Genomic DNA, 24,372 nt, shown 5'->3' on the forward strand with positions numbered 1-24,372 from the left:
TAGTCAGCCGTCAGTGGGGCAGGGCCGGTGCGGCGGCGCCGGTCAGCGCCCCGGTGGCGCCCGGCGCGGCGGCGGCAGCACCCGGCAGGGCGCCCGCGGCGGCCGGAAGCGCACCCGCGGCGGCACCCGGCAAGGCGGCGGCGGCACCCGGCGCGGCGGCCGCGGCCCCCGGCAGCGCGTTTGCGGCGCCGGCGGCGGCCGGCAACGCGGCACCCGGCGCGGCGGCCGCGGCACCCGGCAGCGCGTTCGCGGCGGCGGCCGGCAACGCGGCACCCGGTGCGCCACCCGCGGCGCCCTGCTGGATGCCCTGCGTGATGGCCGGCATCACCAGCCCCTTGAGCAGGTCGATGGCCTGGCTGGCGCCCAGCTGGTTGGCGGCTTGCATCAAGTCGTTGACCAGCCCGCCGCCACCGCCGGACCCGCCCCCGGTACCGCCGGACGCGATCGGCGAACCGCCGCCCAGCGTCGAGGGGTCACCGAGGATCGGGTAAGTGCCCCCGACCCCGGGGTCCAGGCCGGTCATCGAGTCGATCGGCACCTCGCTGGGCGACAGCGTGGGGCTGCCGATGCCCGGGGTGAGGCCCGCCGGGCTGGTCAGCGCGGGGTTGGCCAGCGCCGGGTTGAGGCCGGCGCCCGGCACTGTGGGCATCGTGGGGACCGTCGCCGCGCCCGGCGTGGTGACGCCCGGCGTCGTCGGCGGCAGCCCGGGGTTCGCCAGGGCCGGGCTCGTCAGGCCCGGGCTGGTCAAGCCGGGACTGGTCAGGCCGGGACTGGTCAGGCCAGGGCTCGTCAGGCCAGGGCTGGTCAGGCCGGGGCTGGTCAGGCCGGGGCTGCCCAGGCCCGTCGTCGCGGCGCCGGTGCCGGTGCCGCTCAGGGCGGGCACGGGCGGCAGGTTGATCCCGAACTGCGACAGGCCCTGCGACAGGGCGCCCATCAGCTCGCCGGGCAGGTCGGACATGACCGCGGCCTGCTTGAACTCGTGGTGCTCGGCCGGCTTGCCGTCGGCGGTCGACTCGTAAACGAGGAAGTATGCGCAAGGACTCGCCACTGCCACGGCGGCGACCGCGCTCATGGCTGTCGAAAGCTTGCGTCGGCGTCGGTTCGGCACGGAAGTCTCCTCAATCTGGGCAACTAATTGCACTGCTTCTTGTGTCGGCGTGCCCTGGCCGTCCTAGCTGGCGTGAAGCACACAGAATCGATGGTACGAGTGGGATTTCTGTGACTGGAGTGCTGATATGGAATCGTGAGGTAATTGCGACCCCGACCGTGATCGCGCAAGCAGCCCTCCGAAACGGCCCCCAGAACGGCTCCGAAAATGGTTGGCACCTGGCCTGATTCCGACTCCCTGGCCTCGCCAAATGGGTTAGGCCCGCGCGGTCGGATACCCTAAGCAACCGATGACTTCTCCTGCTCGTCGCTTTGACCTCTTTGTCGTCGGCTCCGGATTCTTCGGCCTGACCATTGCCGAGCGTGTGGCTACCCAACTCGGGAAGCGCGTGCTCGTCGTCGAACGGCGCCCGCACATCGGCGGCAACGCGTACTCGGAGCCCGAGCCGGAGACCGGCATCGAGGTGCACAAGTACGGCGCCCACCTGTTCCACACCTCCAACAAGCGGGTCTGGGACTACGTGCGGCAGTTCACCGACTTCACCGACTACCGCCACCGGGTGTTCGCGATGCACAACGGGCAGGCCTACCAGTTCCCGATGGGGCTGGGGCTGGTGTCGCAGTTCTTCGGCCGCTACTTCACCCCGGACGAAGCGCGGCGGCTGATCGCCGAGCAGGCCGCCGAGATCGACACCGCCGCCGCGAAAAACCTGGAGGAGAAGGCGATCTCGCTGATCGGCCGGCCCCTCTACGAGGCGTTCGTCAAGGGTTACACCGCCAAGCAGTGGCAGACCGACCCGAAGGAACTGCCCGCGTCGAACATCACCCGGCTGCCCGTGCGCTACACCTTCGACAACCGGTACTTCAGCGACAAATACGAGGGCCTCCCGGTCGACGGCTACACGGCCTGGCTGGAAAGGATGGCGGCCGACGACCGCATCGAGGTCCGGCGCAACACCGATTGGTTCGACGTGCGCGATCAGCTGCGCGCCGAGTCCCCGTCGGCCCCGGTCGTATACACCGGGCCGTTGGACCGCTACTTCGGCTACGCCGAGGGCCGACTCGGCTGGCGCACCCTCGATTTCGAGGTGGAGGTGCTGCCCACCGGCGATTTCCAGGGGACGTCGGTGATGAACTACAACGATCCCGACGTGCCGTACACCCGCATCCACGAGTTCCGGCACTTCCACGCCGAGCGCGACTATCCGACCGACAAGACGGTGATCATGCGCGAGTACTCCCGGTTCGCCGAAGACGACGACGAGCCTTACTACCCCATCAACACCGAGGCCGACCGCGCCCTGCTGGCCGCCTACCGAACCCGGGCGAAGGCCGAGACCGCGTCGTCGCGGGTGCTGTTCGGCGGCCGGTTGGGCACCTATCAATACCTGGATATGCACATGGCGATCGCCAGCGCCCTGAACATGTACGACAACACCCTCGCGCCACACCTGCGCGACGGTGCCCCGCTCGTCGAAAAGGACGCAAAAGACGAAAAGGACGCAGCAAGCACCGAGGTGCGCGCATGAGCGCAGTGAGCCCACTGGCCCGGATCATCCTGCCGCGCCCCGGGGAACCCCTCGACGTGCGCAAGCTGTACCTGGAGGAGTCGACCACCAACGCGCGGCGCGCGCACGCGACGTCGCGTACCTCGCTGCAGATCGGCGCGGAATCCGAGGTGTCGTTCGCCACGTACTTCAACGCGTTCCCGGCCAGCTACTGGCGCCGCTGGTCGATATGCAAGTCGGTGGTGCTGCGCGTCGAGATGACCGGGACGGGCCGCGTCGACGTCTACCGCACCAAGGCCACCGGGGCGCGCATCTTCGTGGAGGGGCGCCAATTCTCCGGCGACGACAGCGCACCCGCCGTCGTCGAGATCGAGGTGTCGCTGCGGCCGTTCGAGGACGGCGGCTGGATCTGGTTCGACGTCAACACCGACACCGACGTCGCCCTGCTGGCCGGTGGCTGGTATGCGACCGAGCCCGCCCCAGGTGAGGCCAACATTGCGGTCGGCATCCCGACGTTCAACCGCCCCGCCGACTGCGCCAACGCGCTGGCCGAGCTCACCGCGGACCCGTTGGTGGACCAGGTGATCGGCGCGGTGATCGTGCCGGACCAGGGCACGCGCAAGGTGCGCGACCACCCCGACTTCCCCGCCGCGGCCGCCAGGCTGGGCAACCGGCTCTCCATCCACGACCAGCCCAACCTCGGCGGCTCCGGTGGCTACAGCCGGGTGATGTACGAGGCGCTGAAAAACACGGATTGCCAACAGATCCTGTTCATGGACGATGACATCCGCATCGAGCCCGACTCGATCCTGCGGGTGTTGGCGATGCACCGCTTCGCCAAGACCCCGATGCTGGTGGGCGGGCAGATGCTCAACCTGCAGGAGCCGTCGCACCTGCACATCATGGGCGAGGTCGTCAACCCGTCGAACTTCATGTGGACCGCCGCGCCACACGCCGAGTACGACCACGACTTCGCCCAGTACCCGTTGAACGACGACAACCCCCGCAGCAAGCTGCTGCACCGCCGCATCGACGCCGACTACAACGGCTGGTGGACGTGCATGATCCCGCGGCAGGTCGCCGAAGAGCTCGGGCAGCCGCTGCCGCTGTTCATCAAGTGGGACGACGCCGACTACGGCCTGCGGGCCGCCGAGCACGGGTATCCGACGGTGACCCTGCCCGGCGCGGCCATCTGGCACATGGCCTGGAGCGACAAGGACGACGCCATCGACTGGCAGGCCTATTTCCACCTGCGCAACCGGCTGGTGGTCGCGGCGATGCACTGGGACGGTGACGTCACGGGACTGGTCCGCAGCCACTTGAAGGCGACGCTGAAACACCTTGCCTGCCTTGAATATTCGACCGTGGCAATCCAGAACAAGGCCATCGACGACTTCCTGGCCGGCCCCGAACACATCTTCTCGATCCTGGGCACCGCGCTGCCGGACGTGCACCGCATGCGCAAGGAATACCCGGACGCCGTCGCGCTGCCGGCCGCCAGCGAGCTGCCGCCGCCCCTGCACCAGAGCAAGGCGATGAAGCCGCCGGTGCACCCCGTGTCCATCGGTTACCGGCTGGCGCGCGGCATATTGCACAACATGACCAAAGCGGACCCGGAAGCCCACCGGCGCCCGGAGTTCAACGTCGCGACCCAGGACGCGCGCTGGTTCCGGCTGTGCACGCTCGACGGGGCCACCGTCACGACCGCCGACGGATGCGGGGTGGTCTACCGCCAGCGTGACCGGCGCAAGATGTTCTCGCTGCTGCTGCAGTCGCTGCGCCGGCAGCGTCAGTTGGTGGGCCGCTTCGACGAGATGCGGCGGGTGTACCGGGATGCGCTGCCGGTGCTGTCCAGCAAGCAGAAGTGGGAGACGGCCCTGTCCCCCGCGCAGGACGACTCGAAACATGGCTGAAGCCCCTCCCGTGGACGCTCCGCGCGGCGAAGTGGCCGCGCTGGTGGCCGTCCAGTCGGCGCTGGCCGACCGGCCCGGCGTCCTGTCCGCGGCGCGCGGGCTGTCCCACTTCGGCGAGCACAGCCTCGGCTGGCTCGCGGTGGCGTCCTTCGGTGCGATGCTGATGCCCGCCCGGCGCCAGGACTGGTTGGTGGCCGGGGCCGGGGCGTTCGTCGCGCATGCCGCGGCGGTGCTGGTCAAGCGGCTGGTGCGGCGCCAACGGCCGCATCATCCGGCCGTCGCGGTCAACGTCGGCACGCCCAGTAAGCTCAGCTTCCCGTCGGCGCACGCCACCTCGACGACGGCGGCGGCCATCCTGATGGGCCGGGCCGGCGGGCTGCCCGCCGCGATCAGCGCCGCGGTGCTGGTTCCGCCGATGGCGCTGTCGCGGATACTGCTGGGCGTGCACTATCCCAGCGACGTGGCCTGCGGCATAGCCCTCGGCGCCGCGGTTGCGGGGGTCGCGGGGCGAGCGCGAAAGGTTTGGCTCCGTGAGTGACGACGTAATTCCAGTGGTCGGCCCCCCCGCGAACCTGCTCACCGGGGTGGTCAAGGCCATCCGCCCGCGCCAATGGGTGAAGAACGTCATCGTGCTGGCCGCGCCGCTGGCGGCGCTGGGCGGCCCCGTCCGCTACGACTACACCGAGGTCCTGACCAAGGTGGCGGTGGCGTTCGTGGTCTTCAGCCTGGCGGCGTCGGCGATATACCTGGTCAACGACGTGCGCGACGTCGCGGCCGACCGCGAGCATCCGACCAAGCGCTTCCGGCCGATCGCGGCCGGCGTCGTGCCCGAGTGGCTGGCCTACGTCCTGGCGGTGGTGCTGGGCGTGGCGTCCCTCGCGATTGCCTGGTGGCTGACGCCGAACCTGGCGTTGGTGATGGCCGTCTACCTGGGGATGCAGCTCGGCTACTGCTTCGGCCTCAAACACCAAGCGGTGATGGACATCTGCATCGTCTCGTCGGCCTATCTGCTCCGGGCCATCGCCGGCGGCGCCGCCACCGATATCCCGTTGTCGCAGTGGTTTTTGCTCTTCGTCGCGTTCGGGTCGCTGTTCATGGTGGCCGGCAAGCGCTACGCCGAGCTGCAGGTCGCCGAGCGCACCGGCGCGGTCATCCGCAAGGCGCTGGAGAGCTACACCAGCACCTATCTGCGGTTCGTCTGGACGATGTCGGCCACGGCGGTGGTGGTGTGCTACGGGCTGTGGGCCTTCGAGCGCGACCGCCATTCCGGGTCCTGGTTCGCGGTGTCGATGGTCCCGTTCACCATCGCGATCCTGCGCTACGCGGTCGACGTCGACGGCGGCCTGGCCGGCGAGCCCGAGGACATCGCGCTGCGCGACCGGGTGTTGCAGCTGCTGGCGCTGGCGTGGATCGCGACGGTCGGGGCCGCCGTTGCCTTCGGCTAGTCCCGACCTGAAGGCCCTGGCGCTGGGTGTGATGCGCCGACGGCCGGCGGTGCGGCGGCCCGGCCGGCCGCTGTTCCGCTACCACGTCTGGGTCCGGGTCAGCCTGTGGATCAGCGTGGCGGTGGTGACCGTCCTGTTCGGCTGGGGGGCCTGGCAGCGGCGCTGGATCGCCGACGACGGGCTCATCGTGCTGCGCACGGTGCGCAATTTGCTGGCCGGCAACGGGCCGGTGTTCAACCAGGGCGAGCGGGTCGAGGCCAATACGTCCACCGCGTGGACCTACCTGATGTACCTCGGGAGCTGGGTCGGCGGGCCGATGCGCATGGAATACGTGGCATTGGCGCTGGCCCTGACGCTGTCGCTGCTCGGTGTGGGCCTGTTGATGCTGGGCGCGGGCCGGTTGTACGCGCCCAGCCTGCGGGGCCGAAGGGCGATCATGGTGCCCGCCGGGGCGCTGGCCTACATCGCGTTACCCCCGGCACGTGACTTCGCCACCTCCGGCCTGGAAAGCGGGCTGACGCTGGCCTACCTGGGGTTGCTGTGGTGGATGATGGTGTGCTGGGCGCAGCCGGTCCGGGGCCGGCCGGACGGCCCGGTATTCATCGGCGCGCTGGCGTTCGTCGCCGGGTTCAGCGTTCTGGTCCGGCCCGAGCTGGCGCTGATGGGCGGGCTCGCGCTGATCATGATGCTGGTCGCGGCCCGCACCTGGCGCCGACGCGCGCTGGTCGTGGTGGCCGGCGGATTCCTGCCGGTCGCCTACGAGATCTTCCGGATGGGCTATTACGGGCTGCTGGTGCCGGGGACGGCGCTGGCCAAGGACGCGGCCGGCGACAAGTGGTCCCAGGGGATGGTCTATCTCTCGAACTTCAACGCGCCCTACGCGCTGTGGGTGCCGGCGGTATTGCTGCTCCCGTTGGGCGCGCTGATGGCGGCGGCGCGCCGCCGCCCGTCGTTCCTTCGTCCGGTCCTGTCGCCCGACTACGGCCGCTTCGCGCGGGCGGTGCAGAGCCCGTCGGCGGTGGTGGCTTTCGTCCTGTTCAGCGGGCTGCTGCAGGGGTTCTACTGGATTCGGCAGGGCGGCGACTTCATGCACGCACGGGTGCTCCTGGCGCCGCTGTTTTGTTTGCTGGCGCCGGTGGCCGTCGTCCCGGTGGCCGTTCCGGACGGGCAGGACTACTCACGGGAAACGGGCTACTGGGTGGCGGGCGCCGCCAGCGCGTTGTGGCTCGGTCTGGCCGGCTGGTCGCTGTGGGCAGCAAACTCACCGGGGATGGGTTACGACGCCACCCACGTCACCTACTCCGGGATCGTCGACGAGCGCCGCTTCTATGCCCAGGCCACCGGGCGCGCCCACCCGCTGACGGCCGCCGACTACCTCGACTACCCCCGGATGGCGGCCGTTCTCACGGCGCTCGACAACACCCCCGAGGGGGCGCTGCTGCTGCCGTCTGGCAACTACATCCAATGGGACCTGGTGCCGATGGCGCAGCCGGCGCCGGGGAGCAACCCGAACGACACCGTGCCGCAAAAGCCCCAGCACACGGTTTTTTTCACCAATCTGGGCATGCTGGGCATGAACGTCGGGCTCGACGTACGGGTGATCGACCAGATCGGTCTGGCAAACCCGCTCGCGCAGCACACCGAGCGCCTGAAACACGGTCGGATCGGGCACGACAAAAACCTCTTCCCGGACTGGGTGATCGCCGACGGCCCATGGGTCAAGGTCTATCCGGGCATTCCGGGCTATCTGGACGCGAACTGGGTCGCCCAAGCGGTGGCGGCGCTGAAGTGCCCCGAGACACAAGCGGTGCTCAGCTCGGTGCGGGCCCCAATGACGTTGCACCGCTTCGTTTCCAACGCCGTGCACTCGTTCGAGTTCACCCGGTACCGCATCGACCGCGTCCCGCTGTACGAGCTCGCCAGGTGCGGCCTGCCGGTTCCGGAGGCGATACCGCCGCCTCCCCGGGAGTGAGGGCGGTGGGGCCGAAAAATTTTTTCGGCGAAATCTCACACCCGACCGGGCGTCCCGGCCCCGACATTGCCAGCAACTTCACATCTATGGGCTCACCAGTGCCCGGCGCGCGCCAGGCACATGCGGAAACGCGGTAGGGGGCCGGATTGTTCGGCGTGAAAACCGCTGGGCGGGGGCGGCGGTTGACGGTTTGCCTCAGTCACTCGATGCGGGCCGACGACCGAAGGTGTGGTTGACTACTCCGGGCACTGCTGCGTCACACGCATGCAGTGCGAACTATTTCGAGGATGCGCCGATCGGATGAGTGCGCCGTAAGGCCGGAAGGATGAGGAAGCAAGGATGAGGCTTGTCGACAGGTTTCGGGGCGCCGCGGCTGGCATGCCGCGCCGGCTCATGGTGGGTGCCGTTGGCGCGGCCCTGCTGTCGGGTCTGATTGGCGCCGTGGGGGGCTCGGCGACCGCGGGGGCGTTCTCGCGCCCCGGTCTGCCGGTGGAGTACCTGCAGGTTCCCTCGGCCGCCATGGGCCGCGACATCAAGGTTCAGTTCCAGAGCGGCGGCGCGAACTCGCCGGCGCTGTACCTGCTCGACGGCATGCGCGCGCAGGACGACTACAACGGCTGGGACATCAACACTCCCGCGTTCGAGTGGTACAACCAGTCGGGCATTTCGGTCGTGATGCCGGTCGGTGGCCAGTCCAGCTTCTACTCCGACTGGTACAAGCCCGCCTGCGGCAAGGCCGGCTGCACCACATACAAGTGGGAGACCTTCCTGACCAGTGAGCTGCCGGCGTACCTGCAGAGCAGCAAGCAGGTCAAGCCGACCGGCAGCGCGGCGGTCGGCCTGTCGATGGCCGGGTCGTCGGCGCTGATCCTGGCGGCCTTCCACCCGAACCAGTTCGTCTACGCGGGCTCGCTGTCGGCGCTGCTTGACCCGTCGCAGGGCATGGGCCCGTCGCTGATCGGCCTGGCCATGGGTGACGCCGGTGGGTACAAGGCCGCCGACATGTGGGGGCCGAAGGAGGACCCGGCGTGGCAGCGCAACGACCCGTCGCTGCAGGTCGGCAAGCTGGTCGCCAACAACACCCGGATCTGGATCTACTGCGGTAACGGCAAGCCGTCGGACCTCGGCGGCGACAACCTGCCCGCGAAGTTCCTCGAGGGCTTCGTGCGGACTTCCAACCTGAAGTTCCAGGACGCGTACAACCAGGCCGGTGGCCACAACGCGATCTTCAACTTCGACGCCAACGGCACCCACGACTGGCCGTACTGGGGCGCACAGCTCAACGCCATGAAGGGTGACCTGCAGGCGACGCTGGGCGCCACGCCGGGCGCCGGTCCGGCCACCGCCGCGGCCGCCGGTAACGGGCAGGGCACCTAAGAGATAAGCAACGCGACTGACGGCGGCGATCCCTCGGGGTCGCCGCCGTTGGTTTATCGATCGCCGGGTGTGGTCTATTTCACTGCCCTGCGGTTACTGTGCTCACAGCGACTAGACGATGGAGGGTGGAGATGAGGGTCGTTCGGGGTCTGTCAGCGCTGCTGCGGGTGTTCTGCGTCGCCGCACTGTCGGTGGGGGTGGGCGTAGTCGTGACCACCGGCCCTGCCGGAAAGGCGCGCGCCGCGGGTTACGAGAGCCTGATGGTGCCGTCGGCGGCGATGGGCCGCGACATCCCGGTGGCCTTCCTGGGCGGCGGCCCGCACGCCGTTTATCTGCTGGACGCCTTCAACGCCGCGCCGGACGTCAGCAACTGGGTCACCGCCGGCAACGCGATGAACACCCTGGCCGGCAAGGGGATCTCGGTGGTGGCGCCCGCGGGCGGGGCCTGGAGTATGTACACCAACTGGGAGCAGGACGGCAGCAAGCAGTGGGACACCTTCCTGTCCAACGAACTGCCCAACTGGCTGGCGGCCAACAAGGGCCTCGCGCCCGGCGGCCACGCCGCCGTCGGCGCCTCCCAGGGCGGCTACGGCGCCATGGCGCTGGCCGCCTTCCACCCCGACCGCTTCGGCTTCGCCGGCTCGCTGTCCGGGTTCCTCTATCCGTCGAACACCACGACCAACGGCGCGATCCTGGCCGGCCTGCAGCAATTCGGCGGCGTCGACGGCAACGGAATGTGGGGCGCCCCGCAGCTGGGCCGGTGGAAGTGGCACGACCCCTACGTGCACGCCGCGCTGCTGGCGCAGAACAACACCCGCGTGTGGGTCTACAGCCCGACGAACATGGGCGGCGACGACGCCGCGATGATCGGGCAGGCGGGCGAGGCGATGGGCAACAGCCGGATGTTCTACCAGCAGTACCGCAGCGTGGGCGGGCACAACGGCCACTTCGACTTCCCCGGCGGCGGCGACAACGGCTGGGGCTCGTGGTCGGGCCAGCTGGGAGCCATGTCGGGCGACATCGTCGGCGCCATCCGGTAGCCCGGCCGCCCCGCGTAGGCCCGGCGAAAACGCCGGTACCGTGTAGGGAGTCCAGCAGCGGGCGGATGGCCGCTCGCCTGGAAATCAGCTGCGATCTACCGACCCTGCTAGCGGGAGAACATGACGACGAGCGCGCGGCGGAGACGCCACCGGATCCTGGCCTGGACTGCCGCCCTGGCGGTGGCCGGCGTCGTGTTGCTGGTGGTGGTGGCCGTGGTGGTGCTGCTGCGCGGCCACGACACCCCGCCCAGCGCGGTGCCGCCCGGGATCCTGCCGCCGTCGTCGGCGACCAGCCACCCGCACAAGCCGCGGCCGGCGTTCCAGGACGCGTCCTGCCCCGACGTGCAGCTGGTCAACGTTCCGGGCACGTGGGAGTCGTCGGTGCAGGACGACCCGCTCAACCCGATGCAGTTTCCAAACGCGTTGCTGCACAAGGTGACCGCGGAGATTGCGCAGCAATTCCCTGCGTCGCGGGTGCAGCCGTTCACCGTCCCCTACACGGCGCAATTCCACAATCCGTTGGGCGGTGACCCGCAGATGTCCTACAACGACAGCCGCGCGGAAGGCACCCGCGCGACCGTTCAGGCGATGACCGACATGAACAACAAGTGCCCGTTGACCAGCTATGTGCTGATGGGCTTCTCCCAGGGCGCGGTGATCGCCGGCGACATCGCCAGCGACATCGGCAACGGCCGGGGTCCCGTCGACGACGACCTGGTCCTCGGTGTGACATTGATCGCCGACGGGCGCCGCCAGGAGGGGGTGGGCAACGACGTCGGGCCCAACCCGCCGGGCCAGGGCGCCGAGATCACCCTGCACGAGGTGCCGATGCTGTCCGGGCTCGGCCTGACCATGACCGGCGAGCGGCCGGGCGGGTTCGGCGCGCTCAACGGCAAGACCAACGAGATCTGCGCGCCCGGTGACCTCATCTGCTCCGCACCCAACGAGGCCTTCAGCATCGCCAACCTGCCCGGCACCCTCAACACCCTGGCCGGCGGCGCCGGCCAACCGGTCCACGCGCTGTATGCCACGACGCAGTTCTGGAACCTCGACGGGGTGCCGGCGACCGATTGGACGCTCAATTGGGCCCGGGGGTTGATCGAAAACGCGCCGCATCCCAAGCACGGGTGATCGGGCATTGGACAGGCACCGGACACAGCCGTTACCTAGCCGCTTACCAAGCGTGATCGGCGGTACCTTGTGATTTGGCCAGCCGCGAGGCGACCCTTAACATTAAGAGAAAACTAAGAGCAATAAGAACGTCGTCGCGGCCCCGATCGGGGCCCACGCCAGCACGGACCGGCGCCTTCAAGCGGGTCCCTGCTGGTTCGTGTATAGAGGACCCGTCGGCGCAGCCGGCACAAGATTTTAGGTCGGCGAAGCCCGACACCCGATGGTTGTGACAGGAGAGGCGGCATGGCGTACCACAACCCGTTCATCGTGAATGGAAAGATCAGGTTCCCGGACAACACGAACCTGGTTCGTCACGTTGAGAAGTGGGCGAAGGTTCGCGGCGACAGGCTCGCCTACCGGTTCGTGGACTTCTCCACGGAACGCGACGGTGTCTACCGCGACATCGTCTGGCGCGACTTCAGCGCCCGCAACCGGGCGGTGGGTGCCCGTCTGCAGCAGGTCACCCAGCCGGGCGACCGCATCGCCATCCTGTGCCCGCAGAACCTCAACTACTTGATCGCCTTCTTCGGCGCCCTGTACGCCGGGCGGATCGCGGTGCCCTTGTTCGACCCCAGCGAGCCCGGTCACGTCGGGCGCCTGCACGCCGTGCTCGACGACTGCACCCCCTCGACGATCCTGACCACCACCGACGCCGCCGAGGGTGTCCGCAAGTTCATCCGCGCCCGCGCGGCCAAGGAACGCCCCCGCGTCATCGCCGTCGACGCGGTGCCCGACGAGGTGGCCGCGACCTGGCAGGAGCCCGAGGCCGACTACAACACCATCGCCTACCTGCAGTACACGTCCGGCTCCACCCGCACCCCGACCGGGGTGGAGATCACCCACCTCAACCTGCCCACCAACGTGCTGCAGGTGCTCAACGGGCTGGAAGGCAAGGAGGGCGACCGCGGGCTGAGCTGGCTGCCGTTCTTCCACGACATGGGCCTCATCACGGCGCTGCTGTCACCGGTGCTCGGCCACAACTTCACCTTCATGACCCCGGCCGCGTTCGTGCGCCGGCCCGGGCGCTGGATCCGGGAGATGGCGCGCAAGCCCGACGACGCGCCGGACTGCGAGGTGTTCACCGTGGCGCCCAACTTCGCCTTCGAGCACGCCGCCGTGCGCGGGGTGCCCAAGGAGGGCGAGCCGCCGCTGGACCTGAGCAACGTCAAGGGGATCCTCAACGGCAGCGAGCCGGTGTCACCGGCGTCGATGCGCAAGTTCTACGAGGCGTTCGCGCCCTACGGCCTGCGCGAGACGGCGATCAAGCCCTCCTACGGCCTGGCAGAGGCGACGCTGTTCGTCTCGACCACCCCGATGGACGAGGCGCCCACCGTCATCCACGTCGACCGCGACGAACTGAACAAACAGCGCTTCGTCGAGGTCCCCGCCGACGCGCCCAACGCCGTCGCGCAGGTCTCCGCGGGCGTCATCGGCGTCGACGAATGGGCGGTCATCGTCGACCCGGACACCGCCAGCGAGCTGCCCGACGGTCACATCGGCGAGATCTGGTTGCACGGCAACAACCTCGGTATCGGCTACTGGGGCAAGGAGGCCGAGACCACCGAGACCTTCAAGAACATCCTCAAGTCGCGCGTCAGCCAGTCCCACGCCGAGGGCGCGCCCGACGACGGCATGTGGGTGCGCACCGGCGACTACGGCACCTACTTCAAGGGCCACCTCTACATAGCGGGCCGCATCAAGGACCTGGTGATCATCGACGGCCGCAACCACTACCCGCAGGACCTGGAGTACTCGGCGCAGGAGGCCAGCCGCGCCTTGCGGACCGGCTACGTCGCCGCGTTCTCCGTCCCGGCCAACCAGCTGCCGCAGGTGGTGTTCGACAACCCGCACGCCGGCATCAAGTACGACCCCGAGGACACCTCCGAGCAGTTGGTGATCGTCGCCGAGCGCGCCGCCGGCACGCACAAGCTCGAATACCAGCCCATCGCCGACGACATCCGGGCCGCCATCGCGGTGCGCCACGGGGTGACCGTGCGCGACCTGCTGCTGGTGCAGGCCGGGACGATTCCGCGCACCTCGAGCGGCAAAATCGGGCGCCGCGCGTGCCGCGCCGCCTACCTCGACGGAAGCTTGCGCAGCGGCGTCGGTTCGCCGACGGCGTTCGCCAGCTCAACGGACTGAACACGACACCATGACTGATACAGAACCTGACACCACCCCGGCCCCCGCGACCGACGGGAATCCGCCCGCCAAGAAGACCGAGATGACCGTCCCCGAGATGCGGCAGTGGCTGCGCAACTACGTGGCCAAGGCCACCGGGCAGTCTCCCGATTCGATCGACGAGTCGGTGCCGATGGTCGAGTTGGGCCTGTCCTCGCGGGACGCGGTGTCGATGGCCGCCGACATCGAGGACATGACCGGGGTCACGCTGTCCGTTGCGGTGGCGTTCCAGCACCCGACCATCGAATCGCTCGCGACCCGGATCATCGAGGGCGAGCCGGAACCGGACACGACGGGTGACGACAACACCGACTGGTCGCGCACCGGCCCGGCCGAGCGCGTCGACATCGCGATCGTGGGCTTGTCGACGCGGCTGCCCGGCGACATGAACACCCCCGACGAGACCTGGCAGGCGCTGCTCGAGGGCCGCGACGCCATCACCGACCTGCCGGAGGGCCGCTGGGAGGAGTTCCTCGAAGAGCCGCGGCTGGCCGAGCGGGTCGCGCGAGCCCGCACCCGCGGCGGCTACCTGAAGGACATCAAGGGCTTCGACTCCGAGTTCTTCGCCGTGGCCAAGACCGAGGCCGACAACATCGATCCGCAACAGCGGATGGCGCTGGAGCTGACCTGGGAGGCCCTCGAGCACGCCCGCATCCCCGCGTCCAGCCTGCGCGGCCGGCCCGTCGGCGTGTACGTCGGCGTCTCCAACAACGACTACAGCATCCTGGCGGTGTCCGACCCGACCGCCGCCCACCCCTACGCGATCACCGGCACCGCGACCTCGATCATCGCCAACCGCGTGTCGTACTTCTACGACTTCCGCGGGCCGTCCGTCGCCGTCGACACCGCCTGCTCGAGCTCGCTGGTGGCGATCCACCAGGCCGTGCAGGCGCTGCGCAACGGCGAGGCCGACGTCGCCGTGGCCGGCGGTGTCAACGCGCTGATCACCCCCGCGGTGACGCTCGGTTTCGACGAGATCGGCGCGGTGCTCGCCCCCGACGGCCGGATCAAGTCGTTCTCCTCCGACGCCGACGGCTACACCCGGTCCGAGGGCGGCGGCATGCTGGTGCTCAAGCGGGTCGACGACGCCCGCCGCGACGGCGACCAGATCCTGGCCGTGATCGCCGGCAGCGCGGTCAACCACGACGGCCGGTCCAACGGCCTGATCGCGCCCAACCAGGACGCGCAGGCCGACGTGCTGCGCCGGGCGTACAAGGACGCCGGCATCGATCCGCGCACCGTCGACTACATCGAGGCGCACGGCACCGGCACCGTCCTCGGCGACCCGATCGAGGCCGAGGCGCTGGGCCGCATCGTCGGCCGGGGGCGCCCCGCCGACCGGCCGGCGCTGCTGGGCGCGGTGAAAACCAATGTGGGACACCTGGAGTCGGCCGCCGGCGCGGCCAGCATGGCCAAGGTGGTGCTGGCGCTGCACCACGACAAGCTGCCGCCCAACATCAACTTCGCCGGCCCCAGCCCGTACATCGACTTCGACGCGATGCGCCTGAAGGTCGTCGACCAGGTGACCGACTGGCCGCGCTATGGCGGGTACGCGCTGGCCGGGGTGTCGAGCTTCGGCTTCGGCGGCGCCAACGCGCACGTGGTGGTGCGCGAGGTGCTCCCCCGCGACGTGGTCGAAAGGGAGCCCGAGCCCCAGCCGGAACCCGAGGTGAAGGCGCCCGCCGACGCGGCCGAGGCGCCCACGTTCGAGGCCCATTCGCTGCGGTTCGACGACTTCGGCAACATCATCACCGATGCGCCCGGGGCCGAGGAGGACGAGCCCGAGCTGCCGGGCGTGACCGAAGAGGCGCTGCGCCTCAAGGAGGCCGCGCTGGAAGAGCTTGCGGCGCAAGAGGCCACGGCCCCGCTGATCCCGCTCGTGGTGTCGGCGTTCCTGACGTCGCGCAAGAAGGCCGCCGCCGCCGAGCTGGCGGACTGGATGGAAAGTCCCGAGGGCCAGGCGTCGTCGCTGGAGTCGATCGGCCGGTCGCTGTCCCGGCGCAACCACGGGCGGTCCCGGGCGGTGGTGCTGGCGCACGACCACGAGGAGGCCGTCAAGGGCCTGCGGGCGGTCGCCGAGGGCAAGCAGCGGCCGGGAGTGTTCAGCACCGACGGGCCGGTGACCAACGGCCCGGTGTGGGTGCTGGCCGGTTTCGGCGCGCAGCACCGCAAGATGGGCAAGAGCCTGTACCTGCGCAACGAGGTCTTCGCCGAATGGATCGAGAAGGTCGACGCGCTGGTCCAGGACGAGCTGGGCTACTCGGTGCTCGAGCTGATCCTCGACGACTCGCAGGACTACGGCATCGAGACCACGCAGGTCACCATCTTCGCGATCCAGATCGCGCTGGGTGAGCTGCTCCGCCACCACGGCGCCAAGCCCGCCGCGGTCGTCGGGCAGTCGCTGGGCGAGGCCGCGTCGGCGTACTTCGCGGGCGGCCTGTCGCTGCGCGACGCCACCCGGGCCATCTGCTCGCGTTCCCACCTCATGGGTGAGGGCGAGGCGATGCTGTTCGGCGAGTACATCCGCCTGATGGCGCTGGTGGAATACTCCGCCGACGAGATCAAGACGGTGTTCTCCGACTACCCGGACCTGGAGGTGTGCGTCTACGCCGCCCCCACCCAGACCGTCATCGGCGGCCCGCCCGAGCAGGTCGACGCGATCATCGCCCGCGCCGAGGCCGAGGGCAAGTTCGCCCGCAAGTTCCAGACCAAGGGCGCCAGCCACACCCAGCAGATGGATCCGCTGCTCGGCGAGCTCGCCGCCGAGCTGCAGGGCATCAAGCCGATGAGCCCGACGTGCGGCATCTACTCGACGGTGCACGAGGGCAGCTACATCAAGCCCGGCGCCGACCCGATCCACGACGTCGACTACTGGAAGAAGGGCCTGCGGCATTCCGTCTACTTCACCCAGGGGATCCGCAACGCCGTCGACAGCGGGCACACCACCTTTTTGGAGCTGGCGCCCAACCCGGTGGCGCTGATGCAGGTGGGGCTGACGACGGCGTCGGCGGGGCTGCACGACGCGCAGCTGATCCCGACGCTTGCCCGCAAGCAGGACGAGGTCGAGTCGATGATCTCGACCATGGCGCAGCTGTACGTCTACGGCCACGACCTGGACGTGCGCACGTTGTTCACGCGGGCCGATTCGGGGCCCGCAGGCCCCGAAGACTTTGCCAACATCCCGCCGACCCGGTTCAAGCGCAAAGAGCACTGGCTGGACGTGCACCTCGCCACCGGCAGCGGCTCGGCGATCATGCCGGGCAGTCATGTCGCGCTGCCGGACGGCCGCCACGTCTGGGAGTACGCGCCCCGCGGCCTGACCGACCTGGCCGCGTTGGTGAAAGCCGCTGCGACCGAAGTGCTTCCGGACGCGCGTTTGACGGCGGCGGAGCAGCGCGCGAACCCCGGGGAGGGCTCGCGGCTGGTGACGACGCTGACGCGGCACCCCGGCGGCGCGTCGGTGCAGGTGCACGCGCGCGTCGACGAGTCCTTCACGCTGGTCTACGACGCGCTGGTGACGCGCGGCGGTTCCGAGTCGGTGCTGCCGGCGGCGGTGGGCGCGGGCACGGCGATCGCGGCCGCCCCGGCCGACGGGGCCGTCGCGGAGGCTCCCGCCGATGGTCCGGAGGAAGAGGCGCTCGGCGACAGCTTGACCAACCGGTACATGCCGGCCGGTTTCACCAAGTGGTCGCCCGACTCGGGTGAGACCATCGCCGATCGGCTCGGTGCGATCGTCGGCGCGGCCATGGGCTACGAGCCCGAGGACCTGCCGTGGGAGGTGCCGCTGATCGAGCTGGGCCTGGACTCGCTGATGGCGGTGCGGATCAAGAACCGCGTCGAGTACGACTTCGACCTGCCGCCGATCCAGCTGACGGCCGTGCGGGACGCCAACCTCTACGCCGTCGAGAAGCTGATCGAGTACGCGGTCGAGCACCGCGACGAGGTCGAGCAGCTGCACGAGCACCAGAAGACGCAGACGGCCGAGGAGATCGCCCGGGCGCAGGCCGAGCTGCTCAGCGGCGCGTCGGCCGCTTCGGTGGTGGCGCCGGCCCCCGACCCGCAAGCCGAGCCGGAGACACAGCCGGCGCCCGAGGCGCAAGCGCCGACGGCGTCGGACGTTCCCGTCCCGCCGCCGCCGACGGATCCGTCGGGCCCCTCGGCCAACGGGGCCAACGGCGCGGCCAAGCCGAACCTCGCCGGGGCCGCCGACGCGCTCAACTCCGAGGCGGTGGCCAAGGCGCTGAACTCCGACGTGCCGCCGCGCGACGCGGCCGAACGGGTCACCTTCGCCACGTGGGCGATCGTCACGGGCAAGTCCCCGGGCGGCATCTTCAACCCGCTGCCCAAGCTCGACGCCGACGCCGCAACCAAGATGGCGCAACGGCTTTCGGAGCGCGCCGAGGGGCCGATCACCGCCGAGGACGTGCTGGGGTCGCCCAACATCGAGGCGCTGGCCGAGAAGGTGCGCGAGTACCTGGAGGCCGGCGTGGTCGACGGGTTCGTCCGCACGCTGCGGGCGCGGCCGGAGGGCGGCACCAAGCCGCCGGTGTTCGTGTTCCACCCGGCCGGGGGGTCGACGGTGGTCTACGAGCCGCTGCTCAACCGGTTGCCCTCCGACACCCCGATGTACGGCTTCGAGCGGGTCGAGGGCACCATCGAAGAGCGTGCGGCGCAATACGTTCCGAAGCTGATCGAGATGCAGGGCGACGGGCCCTACATCCTGGCCGGCTGGTCGCTGGGCGGGGTGCTGGCCTACGCGTGCGCGATCGGGCTGAAGCGGCTGGGCAAGGACGTCGCGTGGGTCGGCCTGATCGACGCGGTCCGCGCCGGCGAGGAGGTCCCGCAGACCAAGGAGGAGATCCGCAAGCGCTGGGACCGGTACGCCCGGTTCGCCGAGAAGACCTTCCAGGTCACCATCCCGGAGATCCCCTACGAGCAGCTCGAGGAGCTCGACGACGAGGGGCAGATCCGGTTCGTGCTGGAGGCGGTCAAACAGAGCGGGGTGCAGATCCCGGCCGGCATCATCGAGCACCAGCGCACGTCCTACCTGGACAACCGGGCGATCGACACCGCCGAGATCCAGCCGTACGACGGTCACGTCACCCTCTACATGGCCGATCGCTACCATGACGACGCGATCATGTTCGAGCCGCGCTACGCCACCCGCAGGCCGGACGGCGGCTGGGGGGAGTACGTGACCGACCTCGAGGTCGTGCCCGTCGGTGGCGAGCACATCCAGGTCATCGACGAGCCCATCATCGCCAAGGTGGGCGCGCACATGACCCAGGCGCTGAACGGGATCGGGGCAAGGCAACAGTCGGACAAGTCAGAACACGTTAGGTAGGCCAGTAGTGACGGAGACCGTGCCGGCTCCGGGGGCAGCCCCCGTTCAGCACACCACCGCGGAAAAGCTGGCCGAACTGCACGCCCGCCTCGAGCTGGCCAAGGAGCCCGGCGGGGAGAAGGCCGCCGCCAAGCGGGACAAGAAGGGCATCCCGAGCGCGCGGGCCCGTGTTCATGCGCTGCTCGACCCGGGCACGTTCTTCGAGGTCGGCGCCCTGGCCAAGACCCCGAACGACCCGAACGCGCTCTACGGGGACGGGTGCGTGACCGGCCACGGCATGATCGACGGCCGACCGGTCGGGGTGTTCTCCCACGACCAGACCGTGTTCCAGGGCACGGTCGGCGAGATGTTCGGCCGCAAGGTGGCCCGGCTGATGGAGTGGTGCGCGATGGTGGGCTGCCCGATCATCGGCATCCAGGACTCGGGTGGCGCCCGGATCCAGGACGCGGTCACCTCGCTGGCGTGGTACGCCGAGCTCGGCCGCCGGCACGAGGCCCTGTCCGGGCTGGTGCCGCAGATCTCTCTCATCTTCGGCAAATGCGCTGGGGGAGCGGTGTATTCGCCGATCCAGGACGACCTGCTGGTCTCGGTGCGCGACCAGGGCTATTTCTTCGTCACCGGGCCCGACGTCATTCGCGAGGTCACCGGCGAAGAGGTCACCCTCGACGAGCTGGGCGGCTCCGACGCGCAGGCCCGTTACGGCAACATCCACCAGGTCGTCGACTCCGAGGCGGCGGCGTTCCAGTACGTGCGCGAGTTCCTGTCGTTCCTGCCGTCGAACTGCTTCGACAAGCCGCCGATCGTCAACCCCGGGCTGGAGCCCGAGATCACGCCGACGGATCTGGAGCTGGACGCGATCGTGCCGGACTCCGACAACATGGCCTACGACATGCACGAGATCCTGCTGCGGATCTTCGACGACGGCGACTTCCTCGAGGTCGCCGCGCAGCACGGACCGGCCATCATCACCGGATACGCCCGCGTCGACGGCCATCCCGTGGGCGTGATCGCCAACCAGCCCATGCACATGTCCGGCTCGATCGACAACGAGGCCTCCGACAAGGCGGCCCGGTTCATCCGGTTCTGCGACGCCTTCAACATCCCGCTGGTGTTCGTGGTGGACACGCCCGGATTCCTGCCGGGGGCCGAGGAGGAGAAGCGGGGCATCATCAAGCGTGGCGGGCGGTTCCTCTACGCCGTCGTGGAGGCCGACGTGCCGAAGGTGACCATCACGGTCCGCAAGTCCTACGGCGGCGCCTACGCGGTGATGGGCTCGCGGCAGCTCACCGCCGACTTCAACTTCGCCTGGCCCACCGCGCGCATCGCGGTGATCGGGGCCGAGGGTGCCGCGCAGTTGCTGATGAAGCGGTTCCCCGACCCGACGACGCCCGAGGCGCAGCAGATCAAGAAGGACTTCATCGAGGGCTACAACCTCAACATGGCGATCCCGTGGACGGCCGCCGAGCGGGGCTTCATCGACGCGGTGATCGACCCGCACCAGACCCGGCTGCTGCTGCGCAAGTCGATGCACCTGTTGCGCGACAAGCAGCTGTGGTTCCGCGTCGCGCGCAAGCACGGCCTGATCCCGGTCTAGTTCCCCCTGCTCGCCAGTGAACGCGCGGCACTATCGCTACTTGCGCAGGGTGAATTGGTTGAGGTCGATGTAGCCCTTGCGGAAAAGGTTCGCGCAGCCGGTCAGGTACTTCATGTACATCGCGTAGACCTCTTCGGACTGAATCGCGATGGCCTCGGCTTTGTGCGCCTCGAGGGCCGCGGCCCACACGTCGAGGGTCTTGGCATAGTGCCGCTGCAGCGACTGAAGACGCTTCAGCTTGAAGCCGGCCTTCGCCGAGAACGCCTTGACCATGCCGATGGTCGGCAGGAAGCCGCCGGGGAAGATTTCGGTTTTCATGAAGTCGCTGAATTCGACTATCGCCGGAGTGAGCGGCAAGCCGGACTCGATGATCTCCTGCTCCGACAGCACGGTGATCGTGTGCAGCAGCATCGTGCCGCCACTCGGCAACAGCTTATAAGTTCTTTCGAAGAAGGGCTCGAAGCGGTCGTAGCCGACGTGTTCGAGCGCGCCGATCGAGACGATCCGATCCACCGGCTCGTAAAACCGCTCCCAGCCCTCGAGTAAGACCCGCTTGGAACGCGGGCTGTCCGATGCGGCGAACAGCTGCTCGACGTGGGCGACCTGGTTTTTGGACAGCGTGAGGCCGACGACGTTGACGTCGTATTTCTCGATGGCTCGCAGCATGGCCGCGCCCCAGCCGCAGCCGAGGTCCAGCAGGGTCATGCCCGGCTGCAAGGCCAGTTTGCTAAGCGAGAGGTCGATTTTGGCGACCTGCGCCTGTTCCAGGGTCATGTCGTCGCCTCCCAGCCAGTAGGCGCACGTGTACATCTGGGTGCGGTCGAGGAACAGGCGGAAGAAGTCGTCGGAGAGGTCGTAGTGCGACTGCACGTCCTCGAAATGCGGCGTCAACTCGTCGGTCATCCTCGGGGTGCCTTTCCCTGGACCCTGGCGTGTTGTTGCCCGGTAGGCCGCCGGATGGTCCAGTCGCTGTGCGGCTCAGGGGGTTCGTAGGTCGTGCATCACTCTAAGGCGAACTCGGTTGGAGCGCTTGTTCTCTACAGCGCCAGCGCCCCGTCGACCAGCTCGTCGAAACGCTCCAGCGCCTCGTCGGTTTCGGCGTCGATGCCGCGCAGCGGGCCCCGGTCGTCGAGATAGCGCTGCGCGTACAGCCGGGCGACGAGCGCCTTGCGGTCACCGCCGCGGGTCTCCCGCTCCCAGGCGGCCTGCTCGGTGAGCAGCGCGCCGGCGTAGACGTCGCCCATGAACTGGGCCAGCGGAAACAGCCGGGCTTCCGCCAGCTCGCTGTCGAGCTTGCTCCACGCGGTGAGCGCCGCGTCGAGGTCCTCGACGCGGCCGGCCACCAATTGCGTGGTCTTGTCGTCGCCGGACACCGACACCGCGTCGCGCAGCCGCGCCAGCAGCGGCTCGTGCGCGGCGGCCCGCTCGATGCCGCGGCGCACGTCGAGGCACAGGATGTTGTCCGGGCCCTCCCAGATCGTGTTCACCTGCGCGTCGCGCAAAAGCCTTGCCACCGGCCAGTTTTCGATGTAGCCGTTACCGCCGTGGATTTCGATCGCGTCCGAGGCCGCGGTGATCCCGAGCCGGCACACCTTGAGCTTGGTGACGGGCACCGCGATGCGTTGCCGCACGGCGCGGGGCTGGCGATGGTTGGCCGCGCCGGTTCCGTCGAACACCAGCGCCTGCGCCGCCTCGACGTCGACGATCATCTCGGCGAGCTTGCGCCGCATCAGCGGCTTGTCGATCAGGGCGCCGCCGAACGCGTGGCGCTGCCGGGCGTAGCACAGCGACTCGACCAGGGCGCGGCGCGCGTTGCCCAGCCCGAACAGCGCGATGCCAAGGCGCGCGGCGTTGGTCAGCTCCATCATGCGGCCGAGCCCCTTGCCGTCGGACGGGCCGGCGTCGGCGGCGCCGGATTCGCCGGACAACAGAAACGCCTCGGCGTCAACGAATTCCACCTCGCCGGAGGCCACCGAGCGGGTGCCGAGCTTGTCCTTGAGCCGGCGCACTCGCACCCCGTTGCGGGAACCGTCGCGCCGGGTGCGCAGCACCAGGAAGTTGGCGACGCCGCGGCTCGAGTCCGGTGCACCCTCGGGCTTGGCCAGCACGACGAACGCCTCGCCGGCGCAGTTGGACGCAAACCACTTGACGCCGTTGAGCATCCAGGCGTCACCGGCGCGCGTCGCGGTCGTCTCCAGCGCGCCGAGGTCGGACCCGCCGGTGCGTTCGGTCAGCAGCTGCGCCGTCTCGCCCGCCCACTCCCCGGAGGCGAACTTGGCCAGCACGTGCTCGCGCACGTCGGGCGGGGCGTAGGCGGCCACCAGCGACTGGACCATGCCGCCGCCCGTCCCCAGCGCGCAGCCCATCCCGATGTCGGCCTGGTTGAGCAGATAGTTGGACGCGAACAGGCCCAGCCCCGAACTCACCCGGGCGGCGCGCGCGTCGTCGCGCAGCGCCTGCTGGGCATCCAGCACCGCGCGCTTGGACTGCGTGAACGACGCCGGCATGACGACCCGGCTGACGTCGTGCCCCCACTTGTCGTAGCGCTCCAGCCGGGGCGGGTTGCGGTCGGTCTCCTCGGCCCACCGGGCGACGGGGCCGCCCATCAGCTCGCCCATGCGCGTCAGATGGGGCTCGACCACGGCCAACTCGTCGGGGCTGAGGTAGTAGGCCATGGTGAACCGCAGGGTGGGGTCGGTGAGGTACCAGTTGAGACCCACGGCGCCGCGGTACCTGTCGGTGTCGTAGCGCTGCGCCTTGTCCGGCCCGGAGAATGGAGAAAACCGACTCATACGGCGACGGTATTACAGGCGAAACACCACGCGGTAGACGTCGACCCGTGGGTTCGCTCGATCACGCGGCCGGGCGAAGACCCGGAGTCGACTCTGCCGCATGCGACCTCGGCTGGGCCGGGAGTCCAGACCAGCCGACATAGGTCAGGTACAGCCCGATCAACGCGAAGGCGACGCAGGCCGAGATCCACCAGCCCTGCGCGCCGATCATGTTGTGGGCCAACGAGACCAAGGCCTGGGGAAAGGCGAACAGAAGCAGCCCGCGCAGCGTGATCAGCCAGCCGAGCAGCGACACGATGATCGCCGCGGCGCCGCGCCAAATTTGGTGTGCGGCGACGATGAAGAGGCCGAACAGCAGGATGAAGGCGCCGGCCACCCACGTCCACAGCGAATTCGCCTCGAACTGCGACAGCAGCGCCTGCATGTCCGAGGCCCGGGCCACAGCCGTGGCGTCGACGATGACGAGGAAGGGACCGAGTGCCCGGGCGAGCATGCGCGTGCGCGCCTGAGACTCTGGTGAACCGCTCATCGCTGTACCTCCGATCCGTACCCCTCCAGCCGACCACTCTGCGGAAGCGCCGGGTAGGGACCCAAGTCCCGTCCGTTCGGGGCCTTGGACCCCACACCCCTTCCGCCCGGGCCAGCGGCGGCGCATGATCGGCTCAGCGGCCAACGATCAAAGGGGGTCGATGATGAAAGCCGATGTAGGCGATTGGCTCGTGGTCAAGGGCACGACGACGGAGCTGGCGGATCAGCGCGGCGAGATCACCGAGGTGCGCGGCGCCGACGGCGCGCCGCCGTATGTGGTGCGCTGGCTGTCCAGCGGCCATGTGGCGACGGTCTTTCCGGGCACCGACGCGCTGGTGGTCACCGCGGCCGAACAACAACGGTTCGACGAACGCGCGCAACACCGGGTCGGGCACTGA

At 69.3% G+C, this 24,372-nt stretch carries 16 protein-coding genes; 12 read left to right on the plus strand and 4 right to left on the minus strand.

What is annotated here, in order from left to right; genetic code table 11:
* Positions 1-10 precede the first annotated feature (10 nt).
* Positions 11-1,108, minus strand: a complete 1,098-nt coding sequence (locus BST11_RS13465) for a PirG (RefSeq protein ID WP_211284710.1) — start codon at positions 1,106-1,108, stop codon at positions 11-13.
* A gap of 289 nt (positions 1,109-1,397) precedes the next feature.
* Here BST11_RS13465 and glf point away from each other — a divergent pair, with 289 nt between their 5' ends.
* The 11 genes from glf (at position 1,398) to BST11_RS13520 (ending at position 20,654) form a co-directional block, all read left to right on the plus strand.
* Positions 1,398-2,636 carry a UDP-galactopyranose mutase gene (glf, locus tag BST11_RS13470; protein WP_083138456.1) on the plus strand — a complete coding sequence of 413 codons (1,239 nt, stop codon included), beginning with the start codon at positions 1,398-1,400 and terminating at the stop codon, positions 2,634-2,636.
* Positions 2,633-4,528 carry a glycosyltransferase gene (locus BST11_RS13475; protein ID WP_083138457.1) on the plus strand — a complete coding sequence of 632 codons (1,896 nt, stop codon included), beginning with the start codon at positions 2,633-2,635 and terminating at the stop codon, positions 4,526-4,528. The genes glf and BST11_RS13475 overlap by 4 nt, the downstream gene beginning before the upstream one ends.
* Positions 4,521-5,066, plus strand: coding sequence for a phosphatase PAP2 family protein (locus tag BST11_RS13480; RefSeq protein WP_083138458.1), 546 nt, complete (start codon positions 4,521-4,523; stop codon positions 5,064-5,066). Before BST11_RS13475 ends, BST11_RS13480 begins: the two co-directional genes overlap by 8 nt.
* Positions 5,059-5,973, plus strand: a complete 915-nt coding sequence (locus BST11_RS13485; RefSeq protein WP_083138459.1) for a decaprenyl-phosphate phosphoribosyltransferase — start codon at positions 5,059-5,061, stop codon at positions 5,971-5,973. The genes BST11_RS13480 and BST11_RS13485 overlap by 8 nt, the downstream gene beginning before the upstream one ends.
* Positions 5,960-7,945, plus strand: a complete 1,986-nt coding sequence (gene aftB, locus BST11_RS13490) for a terminal beta-(1->2)-arabinofuranosyltransferase (RefSeq protein ID WP_276032551.1) — start codon at positions 5,960-5,962, stop codon at positions 7,943-7,945. Before BST11_RS13485 ends, aftB begins: the two co-directional genes overlap by 14 nt.
* Positions 7,946-8,284: 339 nt before the next feature.
* On the plus strand, positions 8,285-9,322 hold the full coding sequence (gene ag85A / locus BST11_RS13495; protein WP_083138461.1) for a diacylglycerol acyltransferase/mycolyltransferase Ag85A: 1,038 nt from the start codon (positions 8,285-8,287) through the stop codon (positions 9,320-9,322).
* Positions 9,323-9,453: 131 nt separating this feature from the next.
* Entirely contained in the window at positions 9,454-10,362 is a 909-nt protein-coding gene (locus BST11_RS13500) for an esterase family protein (protein ID WP_083138462.1), read from the plus strand.
* A 120-nt stretch (positions 10,363-10,482) separates the two neighbouring features.
* On the plus strand, positions 10,483-11,493 hold the full coding sequence (gene culp6, locus BST11_RS13505) for a carboxylesterase Culp6 (protein ID WP_083138463.1): 1,011 nt from the start codon (positions 10,483-10,485) through the stop codon (positions 11,491-11,493).
* 285 nt (positions 11,494-11,778) lie between these two features.
* Positions 11,779-13,677: a long-chain-fatty-acid--AMP ligase FadD32 gene (gene fadD32, locus BST11_RS13510; protein WP_083138464.1), complete on the plus strand. Its 1,899-nt coding sequence runs from the start codon at positions 11,779-11,781 to the stop codon at positions 13,675-13,677.
* Between the two features lie 10 nt (positions 13,678-13,687).
* Positions 13,688-19,060 (plus strand): polyketide synthase Pks13, encoded by a 5,373-nt coding sequence (gene pks13, locus BST11_RS13515; RefSeq protein ID WP_083138465.1) that lies wholly within the window; start codon positions 13,688-13,690, stop codon positions 19,058-19,060.
* A 19-nt stretch (positions 19,061-19,079) separates the two neighbouring features.
* A complete protein-coding gene (locus BST11_RS13520) occupies positions 19,080-20,654 on the plus strand; it encodes an acyl-CoA carboxylase subunit beta (RefSeq protein ID WP_142276340.1) in 1,575 nt (524 codons plus the stop codon).
* Positions 20,655-20,690: 36 nt separating this feature from the next.
* On the opposite strand, the gene BST11_RS13525 is transcribed toward BST11_RS13520, so the two are convergent.
* The 3 genes from BST11_RS13525 to BST11_RS13535 form a co-directional block, all read right to left on the minus strand.
* Positions 20,691-21,557 (minus strand): cyclopropane mycolic acid synthase family methyltransferase, encoded by an 867-nt coding sequence (locus tag BST11_RS13525; RefSeq protein ID WP_083138467.1) that lies wholly within the window; start codon positions 21,555-21,557, stop codon positions 20,691-20,693.
* A gap of 134 nt (positions 21,558-21,691) precedes the next feature.
* On the minus strand, positions 21,692-23,446 hold the full coding sequence (locus BST11_RS13530) for an acyl-CoA dehydrogenase family protein (protein WP_083138468.1): 1,755 nt from the start codon (positions 23,444-23,446) through the stop codon (positions 21,692-21,694).
* Positions 23,447-23,507: 61 nt separating this feature from the next.
* Positions 23,508-23,975, minus strand: coding sequence for a hypothetical protein (locus tag BST11_RS13535; RefSeq protein ID WP_083138469.1), 468 nt, complete (start codon positions 23,973-23,975; stop codon positions 23,508-23,510).
* Positions 23,976-24,138: 163 nt separating this feature from the next.
* Between BST11_RS13535 and BST11_RS13540 the strand changes: the two genes are divergently transcribed.
* The gene (locus tag BST11_RS13540) at positions 24,139-24,372 is read left to right on the plus strand and encodes a DUF1918 domain-containing protein (protein ID WP_083138497.1); all 234 of its coding nucleotides are present in this window, start codon (positions 24,139-24,141) and stop codon (positions 24,370-24,372) included.

The organism is Mycobacterium alsense, from assembly GCF_002086635.1.
In the GTDB taxonomy this organism is placed as follows: Bacteria; Actinomycetota; Actinomycetes; order Mycobacteriales; family Mycobacteriaceae; genus Mycobacterium; species Mycobacterium alsense.